The organism is Sphingopyxis granuli NBRC 100800, assembly GCF_001591045.1.
In the GTDB taxonomy this organism is placed as follows: domain Bacteria; phylum Pseudomonadota; class Alphaproteobacteria; order Sphingomonadales; family Sphingomonadaceae; genus Sphingopyxis; species Sphingopyxis granuli.
Window position 1 is genome coordinate 1 of sequence record NZ_BCUA01000095.1, and the last position, 13,605, is coordinate 13,605.

Genomic DNA, 13,605 nt, shown 5'->3' on the forward strand with positions numbered 1-13,605 from the left:
CCTCCCGCTTGCGGGAGGGGTCGGGGGTGGGCATGAAGGCTGCAACCGCCGCCGCTCGCCTGCGGCTAGCCCCATCCCTAACCCCTCCCGCAAGCGGGAGGGGAATGAGAGTGACGCATGAAACTGGTCATCGGCAACAAAGCCTATTCGAGCTGGAGCCTGCGCGGCTGGCTGGCGGTGCGGCAGAGCGGCCTCGCGTTCGAGGAGGTCAACGTCCCGCTCTATGACGAGGACTGGTCGAACCGCCGCGAGGGCGACGAGTTTGCGCCGTCGGGCGGCAAAGTGCCGATCCTGTGGGACGGCGCGGACATCGTCGTCTGGGACAGTCTGGCGATCATCGACTATCTCAATGAAAAGACCGGCGGCACGCGCGGCTATTGGCCCGAGGATTGGGCGGCGCGCGCGATGGCGCGGTCGATGGCGGCCGAAATGCACTCGGGCTTCGCGGCGCTGCGCCGCCATCACAGCATGAACATCCGCCGCATCTACCCTTCCGCCGACCTGCTGCCCGAGGTGCAGGCCGACGTCGTGCGCATCATGCAGATCTGGGCCGAGGCCCGCGCGCGCTTCGGCGGCGAGGGCGATTATCTGTTCGGCGAATGGTCGGCGGCCGACATGATGTTCGCGCCGGTGGTGACGCGGCTCATCACCTATTCGATCCCGCTGCCGCGCTTCGCCGTTCCCTATTGCCAGGCAGTGGTCAGCCACCCGCACATGCAGGAATGGATCGGCGGCGCGCAGGCCGAGGATTGGGTGATCGAACAGTTCGAGGGGCCGGCGGAAGGCTGACGCCCGTCGCGATCCTCCGGCGAATCAGGGGATGCGCTTCGTCGGATAGGGCGTCCCGTCCTTGTGGAAATAGCCGTCGGGCGTGAACAGCATGTCGATGTCCGAATAGCCGCCGCCGGTGTCGCACCGCTTGCCGCCGCCGAGCGCGACGAACACGCAGTCGGCGTCCGATTCGTTGATCAGGTGGTGGCCGTTGGTGCTGCCCTTGGGCCACACGGCGATATCGCCCGGCCGCATCGGCCAGCGGCCGTCATCCTCGACGAGCACCGCCTCGCCGGCGATCATCACCAGCATCTCGTCCTCGCCGTCGTGCCAGTGGCGCTGCGACGACCAGGCGCCGGGTTTCAGCACGACGTGGCTCGCGGCGAAATCGGTGAGCCCCGTGGGCGGCGCGAGGCGGCGATACCAGCGGCCCTGGACGGGCGCATCGTAGGGCGTGGGATAGCCGGTCGCGTTGGTCTGCGGGATCGCGTCGAGGTCGAGCTTGGGCATGGCGGTCCTCCTGCCCCCTTCTTGCCGCCCGCGCCGCGCGAAGTCGAGATGCTCCCCGGCAAGGTGCCCCCGACGATTGGTGTCTCGACTTCGCTCCGCCCGAACGGTTAAAAGCCGGCGATGATGACCATCGACCCCGTCGACCTCGCCAAGGCGCTGATCGCCGCGCCCAGCGTGACCCCCGCCACCGGCGCCGTGTTCGACGTGCTCGAAGCGGCGCTCATGCCGCTCGGCTTCACGGTCGAGCGCTTCATCGACGGGATCGAGCCCGACGGGCCGGTCGAGAATCTGCTCGCCGTCCGCAAGGGCGCGGGGCCGCGGCATTTCGGCTTTGCCGGGCATCTCGACGTCGTGCCGCCCGGCGTCGGCTGGACCGGCGACGCCTTCGACCCGCAGGTCCGCGGCGACCTGCTCTACGGCCGCGGCGCGGTCGACATGAAGGGCGCGATCGCCGCCTTCGTCGCCGCGGCGGCGGCGACCCCGCCCGAAGCGGGCACGATCAGCCTGATCGTCACCGGCGACGAGGAAGGCCCGGCGGTCTTCGGCACCCGTGCGCTGATCGAGCATATGGACGCGCGCGCGCTGAAACCCGACCTGATCGTCGTCGGCGAGCCGACCTCGATGCAGCGGCTCGGCGACATGGTGAAGATCGGGCGGCGCGGCTCGGTCAACATCTGGATCGACGTGCCGGGGACGCAGGGGCACGTCGCCTATCCGCACCTCGCCGACAATCCGATCCCGAAGCTGGTGCGCATCCTCGCCGCCATCGACACGGTGACGCTCGACGAGGGCACGCGCTGGTTCCAGCACTCGAACATCGAATTCACCGATATCGAGGTCGGCAACGGCGCGACCAACGTCATTCCCGCCTCGGCTCGGGCGAGGCTGTCGATCCGCTTCAACGACCAGCAGCGCGGCGCCGAACTGATCCAGATGGTCGAGCGCATCGCGCAGGATGTCGAACCGAATGCCAAGGTCGTCGGCAAGATCTCGGGCGAGGCCTTCCTGACCCCGCCGGGCGCGCTGTCGGCGCTGGTTTCCGACGCGATCCACGCCGAAACGGGCCTGACGCCCGAACTGTCGACCACCGGCGGCACCTCCGACGCGCGCTTCCTCCACACGCTCTGCCCGGTGGTCGAATTCGGCCTCATCAACGCGACGATGCACAAGCTCGACGAAGCGGTCGCGGTCGCGGACCTGCAAACGCTCGCCGCCATCTATCGCGGCATATTGACGCGCGCGTTCGGCGCCTGACTCTATCCCTCGCGCGCCCGGCGCAGGATCACATAGACCGCGCCCGCCCCGCCGTGGCTGACATGCGCGGCGCGCAGCGCGACGATCCGGTCGGCGTACGGGGAGGCGGCGAGCCAGTCGGCGAGCGAGGCGCGGATCGCGCCGCGCGGGCGCGGTCCGCCATGCATCTGCGGCAGGCGGTCGGCGCCCGGCCGCATCCGCCCCGCGACGACGAGCAGCACCCGCGCGCCGCGCTGCAAGGCGTGGCCGATCGCCGTGTCGAGCAGCGTCTGCGCCGAGGCGAGGCTATGGCCGTGGAGGTCGATGCTGCTGTCGGGGCGGACCTGCCCCTTGCGCAGCCGCCGGTCCCAATGGCTGTCGAGCGTCGCCGCGGCGTGGGTGCGGCGCGGCGGCGGCAGCGGAGACGGCGAGGGAGTCCGCGCGGCCGGCGGCGCGATGCTCCGCGGCGCCGGCTTCGGTGGCCGGACGGTGGGCGGGGCCTTGGGTTCGAGCGAAGCGACCGGCTTGCGGAGCGGTTCGACCGTCGCGGCGACCTTTTTCCAAAGCGCGCTTTCCTCCGGGGCGAGCCGCCGCGGCATCGCGGTCAGCGCTGCGCGGTCAGCCGCGCCACGGCGGCGCGCGGCAGCAGGATCAGCGCCGATCCGCGCGCCGCCATGCCGCCCGCGATCGCGCGCGCCTGATCGCCCGCGCCCCAGAAGCTGTCGAAGCGGTTGGCGCCCTTGATCGCGCCGCCAGTGTCCTGCGCGATCCACAGCCCATTGGGCTCGGCCCGATCGAGCGACAGGATGACGGGGGCGCCGAGCGGCACATATTTGGGATCGGCGGCAACGCTGCTGCGTCCCGTCACCGGCACGCCGAGCGCGCCCAGCGGGCCGGGGCCGGTCAGTTCGCGAAAGAAGACCCAGCTCGGATTCTCGTTCATCACCGCAGCGCCGCGTACCGGATCGGCGCGCAGATAATCGAGGATGCCCTGCATCGACGCCTGCCCCGGCTGAAGCTCGCCGCGGTCGAGCAGCAGCTTGCCGATGCCGACATAGTCGCGCCCGTTCTGGCTGTCGTAACCGATGCGCATGATCGACCCGTCGGGCAGGCGCAGCCGCCCCGATCCCTGCACCTGCAGGAAGAAGAATTCGGCGGCGTCGGCCGCCCAGGCGATTTCGAGCCCGCGTCCGCCCAGCGCGCCGCGCTCGATCGCCGTGCGGTCGTAATAGGGAACGAAGGCGTTGCCGTCGACGCGGCCGCGGATCTTCCTGCCCTGCAGCGCGTCGGAAAAGAGGCCGAGATCGACATCGACCAGATCGGGCGGGCGGCGATAGATCGGCACGTCATAGCCCGGACGCCGGTCGCGCGATGCCGCGATCTCGGGCTCGAAATAGCCGGTGACGAAGGCGGTGCCCGCGCCGACCTGCACGGTGCCGAAATAGCGGCTGAAGAAATTGCCGGCGTCGCGGTCGGGCCAGCCCGCGGCGGCCTGGCAGCTTTCGGTCCATTCGCCATTCTGCGTGAGGCCGCTCGCGTCGGCACGGCGCTGCACCGAGGGGCAGCTCAGGCGGAAGGCCTTGAGCGCGGCGGTCGCCTGGTCGGGCGCGATGCCCAGTTCGGTATATTCGGGGCCCAGCACGACGCCCGCCTCGGCGGCGGTTGTCGCGGTCGCCGGCACCGCCGGCGCGGCGAGCGGCGCACGCGGCGTCGCGGGGATCGGCTTCGCGGCGGCGCCGGGGGGCGTCGAGGGGCGCGGCTGATAGGGGCGCGTCGGCCCGCTCGGCGCGGGCGGCGGCTGTTGCGCTGTCGGCGGAGCGGATGGCGGCGCGGTGCCGGGGCGTGCGCCGCCGGCCTCGGGGATCACCGACGCGCAGGCCGACAGCAGCGGCAGCGCGGCGAACAACGCATAGCGGCCGATAGGCGACACCCTCGGTCGATGGCTTTTCCCACGCTTCGCACGCACGGCGGTCCGGACGGCAGCCGCCCCGTCGCCTGCCCCCCGCCCGCCACGCGGCATGCGGATCAGGCCGCCTCGGCTTCGTCGAGCAGCCAGTTGGGATCGCTGGCACCGATCGCGCGGCGGAAGGTCCACAGATCGTTCGTCTGCGCCGCGTCGCTCATCGATCCGGCGATCATCCGCCCGTCGGCGTCGCGCGTGATGGCGCTGATGTCGGCCTGATAGCGCACCGTGATGCGCGCCTCGCTGCGGTTCATCTCGACCGCGGTGATCTTCGCCGAATCGATGCCGATCAGGCGGTTCTCCAGCGTTTCGCCGCGCGCCGCGCGCGCATCGATCGCCGCGACGAAGGCCTCGTAGCTGTCATCGTCGCACAGGTCGCGCAGCGTGTCGCGGTCGCCCGCCCAATAGGCCTCGAGGATCATGCGATACGCCGCCTCGGCGCCCTCCATGAAGCGCCCGGCGTCAAAATTCCGATCGGCGGCGAGCAGCGCGCGCAGCCCCGCTTCGGCCGCGGGTTCGTAGACGAGGCCCGACGTCGCCGGCGCGCCCGGCTGCGGTGCGGACTGCGCGTCGCTTTCGTCGAGGCGCACGGGTGCACGCGCCGTGCGCTCGTCGCGGCGCGGCAGCACCGGCTCCTGTTCATGCCCCGTGCGCTTGCCGAGGACCGAATAGAGCCGCATGCCCAGAAAGGCGGCGATCATGGCGAGCAGGACGATCGAAAAAGCGGTCACAGGCAGATATCCGATGCGGACGGTGGGGAAAGTCTCGATTCCAACATAGGCGATACGCCGCCATGTTTCAAATCTCCATGGCCGCAGCCGCGCGGCAGGTCAACGATTCGCCCGCCGCAAAAGCCGGTCCGGCGCCCATTGTGCTCGCCGCCCGCCGCTGCTAAGCGCCCGGCAACCGTCCGCCGCCTGCCCCCCGGGACAGGGGACCGGACCCTTCCCGACCAGAGAATGAAGGCATTTTGGACATGGCCGACGAGACCAGCAGCGACTTCACCCCCGAAACCCTGCCCAACGGCGAGGACAACAGCCCGGCGATCGGTCTGATCTCGCAATATGTGAAGGATCTGTCGTTCGAGAATCCGAACGCGCCCGCCGTCTATCAGTGGCAGGCCGCGCCGCAGATCGACGTCCAGTTCAACATCGGCGCCGACGGCGTCGGCGAGAATCTGTTCGAAGTGACGCTGAAGATCGACGTCACCTCGAAGGCCGACGAGGGAACCGCCTTCGTCATCGAGCTCAAATATGCCGGCCTGTTCGGGGTCCGCAACGTCCCCGAGGACCAGCTCCAGCCCTTCTTCCTCGCCGAAGCGCCGCGCATCCTCTTCCCCTTCGCGCGCCGCGTGGTCGCCGATGCGGTGCGCGACGGCGGTTTCCCGCCGCTGCTGCTCGAACCGATCGATTTCCACGGCCTGTTCCTGCAACAGGCCCAGGCGCAGGCCGAGGGCCAGGGCGACATCCCCACGCCGGTCGGTCAGGCCTGACCCGACCAACGGGGCGCGGCGGGGTGCGACCCTCGACCTTGCGCGACGCGGTCAATCGCCTCGACCTCTTCCCTGACGGGAAGGGGGTTTCAGGATGAGCAGCCTCGTCCGCAGCGTCGGGACGATCGGCGGGCTGACGCTGGTCAGCCGCATCTTCGGCTTCGTGCGCGACATGCTGCTCGCGCGCGTGCTCGGCGCCGGGCTCGCGGCCGACGCCTATCAGCTCGCCTTCACCCTGCCCAACACCTTCCGCCGCCTGTTCGCCGAGGGCGCCTTCTCGGTCGCCTTCGTGCCGATGTACAGCCGCGCGCTGCACGGCAGCGAGAGCGAGGGCGGCGGAGAGGGTGCGGCGGCGCGCTTCGCCGACGACGTGCTCGCGGTGTTCCTGTGGGTGCTGCTGGTCTTTTCGGCGGTCGCGATGATCGCGATGCCAGCCATCGTCTGGATTCTGGCGCGCGACTATCAGGACGTGCCCGGAAAATTCGAGCTCGCGGTGCTGCTGAGCCGCATCACCTTCCCCTATCTCGGTTTCATCAGCCTCGTCGCGATGCTGTCGGGGGTGCTCAACGCGCGCGCGCGCTTTGCGCCGGGGGCCTTCGCGCCGGTGCTGCTCAACATCGTGCTGATCGCCGGGATCATTATCGGCTGGAAACTGCGCGGCGACAGCGGCGACGACCGCATCGTCGCGCTCGCGCTCGCCATATCGGTCAGCGTCGCGGGGCTCGCGCAATTCGCCTATCTGTGGTGGGCGGTGCGCCGCGCCGGCCTGCGCCTGCACCTGCGACTGCCGAGGCTGACGCCGGAGGTGCGGCGGCTCGGCATGCTGATCCTGCCCGCGACCTTCGGCGCCGGCATCTATCAGATCAGCCAGTTCGTCGACACATTCTTCGCCACCTCGCTCCCGCAGGGTTCGCTCACCCTGCTCAAGCTCGCCGATCGGCTCAACCAGATGCCGCTCGGCATCGTCGGCATCGCGCTCGGCACCGCGATCCTGCCGATGCTCGCACGCCACATCCACGCGGGCGACGCGGCCGAGGCGCAGCGCCTGCAAAGCAACGCCTTCGAGATGGCGACGCTGCTCACCCTGCCCGCCGCCGCAGCGCTCGCCATCTGCGCGCCGGCCTTCACCGCCGCCTTCTTCGTCGGCGGCAAGTTCACCGATGCCGACGGGGCGATCATGGCGAACATCGTCGTCGCGCTCGTCGCCGGCCTGCCCGCCTATGTCATCGTCAAGATATTGAACCCCGGCTTCTTCGCGCGCGAGGATACGCGGACGCCGGTATGGACCGCACTCGCCTCGCTGATCGTCAACATCGCGATCAACCTCTATGTCGTGCGCCGTTTCGGCATCGTCGGGCTGGCGGGTGCGACCGCGGCCTCGGCCAGCCTCAACTGCCTGCTCCTCTACATCGTCCTCCACCGGCGCGGCTGGTTCCATTTCACCGCGCGGCTTGCAAGCCGGATCGCGCGCCAGATCGTCGCGGTCGCGGCGATGGCGGCGCTGCTGTGGTGGATGATGCCGCGCCTCGCGCCCCATTATGCGGGCAGCGCGTTCGAGCGCGTCTGGTCGCTGAGCGCGCTCGTCGTCGCCGGCGGAGCGGTCTTCTTCGCCGCCGCTTTCCTGGTCGGCGCGCTTGACAAGGAGCTGCTCGCCATGTTGACGCGGCGCCGCCGCACTGGAGCGGCGACCACGAAGGAATAGGACATGCGGATCGTTTCGGGCATCCAGCCCACCGGAAATTTGCACCTCGGCAACTATCTGGGCGCGATCCGCAACTGGGTGCGGATGCAGGACGACGCGGCGGCGCAAGGCGGCGATTGCCTCTTCTTCCTCGCCGACCTCCATGCGATCTCGATGCCGCATGTGCCCGCCGAACTCACCGCGAACACGCGCGCGATGACTGCGGCGCTCGTCGCCTGCGGGATCGACCCCGACCGGTCGACCCTGTTCAACCAGGCGCGCGTCCCCGCGCATGCCGAACTCCAATGGCTGCTCAACGGGACCGCGCGGCTCGGCTGGCTCAACCGGATGACGCAGTTCAAGGACAAGTCGGGCAAGAATCGCGAAAGCGCCTCGGCGGCGCTCTACACCTATCCGGTGCTCCAGGCGGCCGACGTGCTGCTCTATCAGGCGACGCACGTCCCGGTCGGCGAGGACCAGAAGCAGCATCTCGAACTGGCGCGCGACATCGCGCAGAAGTTCAACAACGACTATGCCAGCGAGGAGGCGCCGGTCTTCACCCTGCCCGAACCGATCATCCCCGCCGATGCCGCGCGGATCATGAGCCTGCGCGACGGCAGCGCGAAGATGTCGAAATCCGACCCGTCGGACATGAGCCGGATCAACCTGACCGACGATGCCGACGCGATGATGCAGAAGGTGAAGAAGGCGAAGACCGATCCCGAGCCGCTGCCGTCCGAGGCGGCGGGGCTGGAAGGGCGGGCGGAGGCCCGCAACCTCGTCGGCATCTATGCGACGCTGGCCGATGTCGGCGTCGACGCCGTGCTGCGCGATTTCGGCGGCCGGGGCTTCGGCGCCTTCAAGCCCGCGCTCGGCGAGCTGCTGGTCGAAAAGCTCGCGCCGATCAACGCGCGCTTCGTCGCGCTCAGGGACGATGTCGCGGCGCTCGACGCGATTCTCGAGCGCGGCGCGGCAAAGGCGCGCGCCCTTGCAAAGCCGACGCTCGACGCCACATATCATGTGTTGGGGCTTTGCCGGTAAATTCCGGGGATTTGTCGGAACGAAATCGCGGCGAGCTGGGTTCAACCAAGGTTAAGTCGCATCGGCATAGTCATGGGGTAAAGCGTGGAGTCATCCGCGCACCGAATACGGAGCATGACAATGAGCAAGACGAATCTCCGGCGGCTGGGTCTCGCTGCCATGACAGGGGCGGCACTGGCGCTCGCCGGCTGCGCGACCCCGTTCCGCGCCGACGTCGCGCGCTTCCAGACGCAGCTTCCGGCACCGCAGGGACAGAGCTTCGCCATCGAGGCGGCCAATCCGGCCCTGCAGGGCGGCATCGAGTTCAGCCAATACGCCGGCCTCGTCGCCGGCGAGCTGACCCGCTATGGCTATCGCCCCGCCGCGCCGGGCGAGAAGGCCGACCTCCTAGTCCGCATGGATTACGGCATCGACAAGGGTCGCGAACGCGTCGTGTCGAGCCCCGGTTTCGGCGATCCCTGGTATGGCGGCTACGGGTTCAACCGCGGCTTCTATCGCCCGATGGTGATCCGCGGCCCCAACGGCCGGCGCTATGTCCACGGCTGGTACGACCCTTGGTATTGGGGCGGTTTCGGGCCCGGCTGGGGCTATAACGACGTTCAGAGCTATACCGTCTACACCAGCGGCCTCGACCTGCAGATCGACCGCGCGGCCGACGGCCATCGCCTGTTCGAGGGTCACGCGCAGGCGCAGTCGCGCAGCAACGATCTTCAGCAGCTGGTGCCGAACCTCGTCGAGGCGATGTTCACCGGCTTCCCCGGCAATTCGGGCGAGCGGGTCCGCATCACGGTGGCCCCGCCCGAAAAGCGGTAAGCGCACGCGACCCTCGTCCTTCCGGCGCGCCCCGCGCCGGAAGGGAAAGAGCCTAATTGTTGAGGCTGCGCCGGATCGCCGCGATTTCGGCGTCGAGTTCGCTGTCGGTGACGCGCAGCGCCTCGACCGTGCGCACCGCGTGGATCACCGTGCTGTGGTCGCGCCCGCCGAAGCGGCGCCCGATCTCGGGATAGGAGCGCGGCGTCAGTTCCTTCGCCAAATACATGGCGACCTGGCGCGGCCGCGCGATCGCGCGCACCCGACGCTTCGACGCCATCTCCGCCTTGTCGAGCCGGTAGTGCGCACAGACCGCGCGCTGGATTTCGTCGATCGTGATTCGCGGGCGGGCGCTGCGCACATTCTCCGCCAGCCGGTCCTCGGCAAGCGCGAGATCGATATCGACGCCGGTCAGCGCGGCATAGGCGAGCAGCTTGTTGAGCGCGCCTTCCAGCTCGCGGATGTTGCGCGTGAAATGGCGGACCAGATAGGCGACGACGTCGTCGGGCACCGCGACCATCGGCATCGCGGCGAGCCGCTGGCGGATGATCCGCTCGCGCAGGTCGTCCTCGGGCGCCTCGATGTCGGCGACCAGCCCGCCCGACAGGCGCGACAGCAGGCGCGCCTCGACCCCGTCGAGCATCGCCGGCGGGCGGTCGGCGGTGACGACGAGCCGCTTGCCCGAGCACATCAGGTCGTCGATCGTGTGCAGCAGCTCTTCCTGCGTCGAATTCTTGCCGATCACGAACTGCAGGTCGTCGAGCAGCAGCAGGTCGGCGGCGCGCAGCCGCGCCTTGAACGCCATCATGTCGCCGCCGCGCATCGCGCCGACGAATTCGAGCATGAACTTCTCCGCCGACATCAGAATGATGTTCGCGGTCGGCCGGATCGCCGCATAGGCCTGTGCGATAGCGTGCAGCAGGTGCGTCTTGCCCTGCCCGGTGCCAGAGCAGAGATAGAGCGGGTTGAACTGCGGCGCCTCGGCCATCGCCATACGCCGCGCGGCGTTGGCGGCGAGGATATTGCTGCGCGCCACCACGAAGCGATCGAAGCACAGCCGCGCGTCGAACGGCGACGGCACGGCCTGCGCGGCCGGGACCGGCGCCGCGTCGAAGGCGGGAAGCGGGGCGGTCGCCAGCGTCGCGGCGCGATCGCTCGCCGCCGCGCCGCCGCGCACGGTGACGCTGCGCACCGCCGGCAGATACTGGCGCCATGCCAGCAGCAGCCGCTCGCCGAAGCGGTCGTTAATCCAGTTGGCCGAAAAGCGGCTCGCGGTTTCGAGCGTGACGACCGCCGACAGGGTGCAGTAATCGGCGAAGCGCACGGGCTTCAGCCAATGATCGAAGGTGCGGGCGCCCAGATCGCGGCGCAGCCCTTCGGCAACGCGCGGCCAGAGCGCCGCGGCATCGCCGCTCATCGCTCCAAGGTCCGCATTGCCGTCATGCCGATCGCCACTCCCTGTCACGCCGTCCCGCCCCCTTTGAGTTCCGGTCGTCCCCGTCCGCCGCCGCGCCTGTCCGTCCCGACCCGGCGTTTCCAGCCGGGCGCATGCATCCGACCCCGGGCGCGCGGCCCGAAGGGGAATCGAATCATGTCGAGTGACGGCCGTCGGCGATGGCCAGCGACGCCCTTGTCTAGTCAGGCTCGGGCGAGTCGATCAAGGGCGCGGCCTGTAAAAATACTGAAATAAAAACCTTGACTCACCGGACCCCTCGGAAAATCGTCAAATGCCTATTTTTTTCCTATTTTTCAGTATCATAGACAGTATCCAACGGGGCGTCGGCAACGAATCGCGGCAAATCCGCGACTTACCGCGATGCAACAGCATGGTCATCGACGCGTCATGATCGCGGGCACAAAAAAGAGCCCGCCGGAGGATATCCGGCGGGCCCTCTTGTCCCCTTTCGGGACGACGGATCAGGCGATCGCGTTCACGCTCTTGGTCAGGCGCGAATATTTGCGCGCGACCGTGTTCTTGTGCAGCACGCCCTTGGCGACGCCGCGCGCCATTTCGGGCTGCGCCACCTTGAGCGCAGCCTGCGCCGCGTCCTTGTCGCCCGCAGCGACGGCGGCTTCGACCTTCTTCACCAGCGTGCGGATGCGCGAAACGCGGTTCTTGTTGACGCTGGCGCGCGCCTGGTTCCGGCGGATGCGCTTCTTTGCCTGCGGCGTATTGGCCATAAATTCCTCAAACTTCCAATCGGTTCAACGGTCGGAGCACAGCCGAAAGCGGAGCAGCCGAATCGCGCGGGTGCAGCGAATCAATGTCCGGATGCGGCCGGTTCCGGAAGACCGGACCCTGCTCGAAGGGTGCGCCCATAGCCATGAAGGGCGTCCCGGTCAATGCTCTTCGCGGGAAAAGACCGCATCAGCGCTGGCATTTCGGGCAATGAAAGGTCGACCGGCCGCTCTGCACGATGCGCGCGATGGTGCCGCCGCATTCGCATCGCTCGCCCTCGCGCCCATAGACGCGCCAGTCCTTCGCGAAATAGCCGAGATCGCCTTCGGGGCTCAGGAAATCGCGCAGCGTCGAGCCGCCCGCCGCGATGGCGGCGAGAAGCACCGCCTTGATCGCGGGCACGAGCGCGGCGAGCTTCGCCTTGGGCACGTCGGCCGCGGCGCGCGTCGGCGCGATCCGCGCCATGTTGAGCGCCTCGCAGACATAGATGTTACCGAGCCCGGCGACGACCGTCTGGTCGAGCAGCATCGCCTTGATCGGCGCCCGGCGCCCCGCGAGCGCCTTGGCGAGATAAGCGGCGTCGAACGCGTCGGACAGCGGTTCCGGGCCCAGCGTGACGAAGGCCGGAAAGCGCGTCAGCGGGTCGCCCGCCACCAGGTCGACCGAACCGAACCGGCGCGGATCGTGAAGGAACAACCGCTGCCCCGCACCGGTTTCGAGGAGCAGATGGTCGTGCTTGCCCGCCTCGCCGCCCTCGGTGCGCCAGCGTCCGGACATGCCGAGATGGAAGATCATGTGGTCGTCGCGATCGGTCGACACGATGCCGTATTTGGCGCGCCGCGACAGGCCCGTCACCGTCGCGCCGGTCAACCGCTGCGCGAGGTCGGCCGGGAAGGGGCGGCGCAGGTCGGGACGAAAGGTCGTCACCGTCGCCAGCCGCTGCCCTTCGAGGAAGGGCGCCAGACCGCGGACGGTGGTTTCGACTTCGGGAAGTTCGGGCATTTCCTCCGCGCGGTAACTGGCATTTGCGCGGGCGGCAAGGCCCGGCTAAAGGCCGGTCAGACTTCTCTCCCCCATCCCGCAAAGGCGCGACTCCATGGCTACGCCCGACACCGTCAGCTTCGGTTACGAACAGGTTCCAGCGGGCCGGAAGACCGCAATGGTCGGCGAGGTGTTCAGCCGCGTCGCGCGCAAATACGACATCATGAACGACGCGATGTCGGGCGGTCTCCACCGGTTGTGGAAGGACCGCTTCGTGCGCCGCGTCAAGCCGCGCGCCGGCGAGGCGATCCTCGACATGGCGGGGGGGACCGGCGACATCGCCTTTCGCATGGAGCCGTCGGGCGCCAGCATCACCGTCGCCGACATCAATCCCGATATGCTGGCCGTCGGCATGGAGCGCGCGGCGGCGCGCGGCATCGACAGCCTCGTATGGAGCGAGCAGAACGCCGAAAGCCTGTCCTTTCCCGACCGCTTCTTCGACGCCTATACGATCGCCTTCGGCATCCGCAACGTCACCGACATTCCCGCCGCGCTCGCCGAGGCGCACCGCGTGCTGCGCTATGGCGGGCGCTTCTTTTGCCTCGAATTCTCGACCAACGAATGGCCGGGCTTCGCGCAGGCCTATGACGCCTATTCGCACCATCTGGTGCCGCGGCTCGGCAAGCTGATCGCCGACGACGAAGACAGCTATCGCTATCTGATCGAATCGATTCGCCGCTTTCCGCCGATGCCCGCCTTCGCGCAGATGATTCGCGACGCGGGCTTTGCCGCGGTGAAGGTCGAACCGATCCTCGGCGGCCTCGTCGCGATCCACAGCGGATGGAAGGCGTGAGAAGCGGGCCAACTTTCTCCCCTCCCGCTTGCGGGAGGGGTCGGGGGAGGGCCTGTTTCACAGCGCGCGACCTCGACATCCCCCCCCCCCC

The 13,605-nt window shown here is 68.9% G+C and carries 14 protein-coding genes; 7 read left to right on the forward strand and 7 right to left on the reverse strand.

Annotated elements, in window-relative coordinates:
• Positions 1–117: 117 nt before the first annotated feature.
• Positions 118–789: a glutathione S-transferase family protein gene (locus tag SGR02S_RS16730; protein WP_067112534.1), complete on the forward strand. Its 672-nt coding sequence runs from the start codon at positions 118–120 to the stop codon at positions 787–789.
• A 24-nt stretch (positions 790–813) separates the two neighbouring features.
• Here the strand turns inward: SGR02S_RS16730 and SGR02S_RS16735 are convergent, their stop codons facing one another.
• Complete coding sequence (locus tag SGR02S_RS16735; protein ID WP_067112537.1) at positions 814–1,281, reverse strand: cupin domain-containing protein; 468 nt, start codon at positions 1,279–1,281, stop codon at positions 814–816.
• 120 nt (positions 1,282–1,401) lie between these two features.
• Here SGR02S_RS16735 and dapE point away from each other — a divergent pair, with 120 nt between their 5' ends.
• Positions 1,402–2,535 (forward strand): succinyl-diaminopimelate desuccinylase, encoded by a 1,134-nt coding sequence (gene dapE / locus SGR02S_RS16740; RefSeq protein ID WP_419964886.1) that lies wholly within the window; start codon positions 1,402–1,404, stop codon positions 2,533–2,535.
• Positions 2,536–2,537: 2 nt separating this feature from the next.
• Here dapE and SGR02S_RS16745 read toward each other — a convergent pair whose 3' ends face one another.
• From SGR02S_RS16745 to SGR02S_RS16755, 3 genes are all read right to left on the reverse strand, one after another.
• A complete protein-coding gene (locus SGR02S_RS16745) occupies positions 2,538–3,113 on the reverse strand; it encodes a Smr/MutS family protein (RefSeq protein WP_067112540.1) in 576 nt (191 codons plus the stop codon).
• Between the two features lie 5 nt (positions 3,114–3,118).
• On the reverse strand, positions 3,119–4,444 hold the full coding sequence (mltA, locus tag SGR02S_RS16750; protein ID WP_419964887.1) for a murein transglycosylase A: 1,326 nt from the start codon (positions 4,442–4,444) through the stop codon (positions 3,119–3,121).
• Positions 4,445–4,539: 95 nt separating this feature from the next.
• Entirely contained in the window at positions 4,540–5,208 is a 669-nt protein-coding gene (locus SGR02S_RS16755) for a Tim44/TimA family putative adaptor protein (protein WP_082797202.1), read from the reverse strand.
• A gap of 245 nt (positions 5,209–5,453) precedes the next feature.
• Here SGR02S_RS16755 and secB point away from each other — a divergent pair, with 245 nt between their 5' ends.
• The 4 genes from secB (at position 5,454) to SGR02S_RS16775 (ending at position 9,504) form a co-directional block, all read left to right on the forward strand.
• Positions 5,454–5,969 carry a protein-export chaperone SecB gene (gene secB / locus SGR02S_RS16760; RefSeq protein WP_067112542.1) on the forward strand — a complete coding sequence of 172 codons (516 nt, stop codon included), beginning with the start codon at positions 5,454–5,456 and terminating at the stop codon, positions 5,967–5,969.
• Between the two features lie 94 nt (positions 5,970–6,063).
• Positions 6,064–7,671, forward strand: a complete 1,608-nt coding sequence (gene murJ / locus SGR02S_RS16765; RefSeq protein ID WP_067112546.1) for a murein biosynthesis integral membrane protein MurJ — start codon at positions 6,064–6,066, stop codon at positions 7,669–7,671.
• A gap of 3 nt (positions 7,672–7,674) precedes the next feature.
• Complete coding sequence (gene trpS / locus SGR02S_RS16770; protein WP_067112550.1) at positions 7,675–8,691, forward strand: tryptophan--tRNA ligase; 1,017 nt, start codon at positions 7,675–7,677, stop codon at positions 8,689–8,691.
• Between the two features lie 120 nt (positions 8,692–8,811).
• A complete protein-coding gene (locus SGR02S_RS16775) occupies positions 8,812–9,504 on the forward strand; it encodes a DUF4136 domain-containing protein (RefSeq protein WP_419964888.1) in 693 nt (230 codons plus the stop codon).
• A 52-nt stretch (positions 9,505–9,556) separates the two neighbouring features.
• Here SGR02S_RS16775 and dnaA read toward each other — a convergent pair whose 3' ends face one another.
• From dnaA to mutM, 3 genes are all read right to left on the reverse strand, one after another.
• A complete protein-coding gene (gene dnaA / locus SGR02S_RS16780; protein ID WP_082797203.1) occupies positions 9,557–10,918 on the reverse strand; it encodes a chromosomal replication initiator protein DnaA in 1,362 nt (453 codons plus the stop codon).
• Positions 10,919–11,418: 500 nt separating this feature from the next.
• Entirely contained in the window at positions 11,419–11,682 is a 264-nt protein-coding gene (gene rpsT, locus SGR02S_RS16785; protein ID WP_067112560.1) for a 30S ribosomal protein S20, read from the reverse strand.
• 187 nt (positions 11,683–11,869) lie between these two features.
• Positions 11,870–12,682, reverse strand: a complete 813-nt coding sequence (gene mutM / locus SGR02S_RS16790; protein WP_067112564.1) for a bifunctional DNA-formamidopyrimidine glycosylase/DNA-(apurinic or apyrimidinic site) lyase — start codon at positions 12,680–12,682, stop codon at positions 11,870–11,872.
• A gap of 94 nt (positions 12,683–12,776) precedes the next feature.
• On the opposite strand from mutM, the gene SGR02S_RS16795 reads away from it, so the two are divergent.
• A complete protein-coding gene (locus SGR02S_RS16795) occupies positions 12,777–13,514 on the forward strand; it encodes a class I SAM-dependent methyltransferase (RefSeq protein WP_067112567.1) in 738 nt (245 codons plus the stop codon).
• Positions 13,515–13,605: the final 91 nt, after the last annotated feature.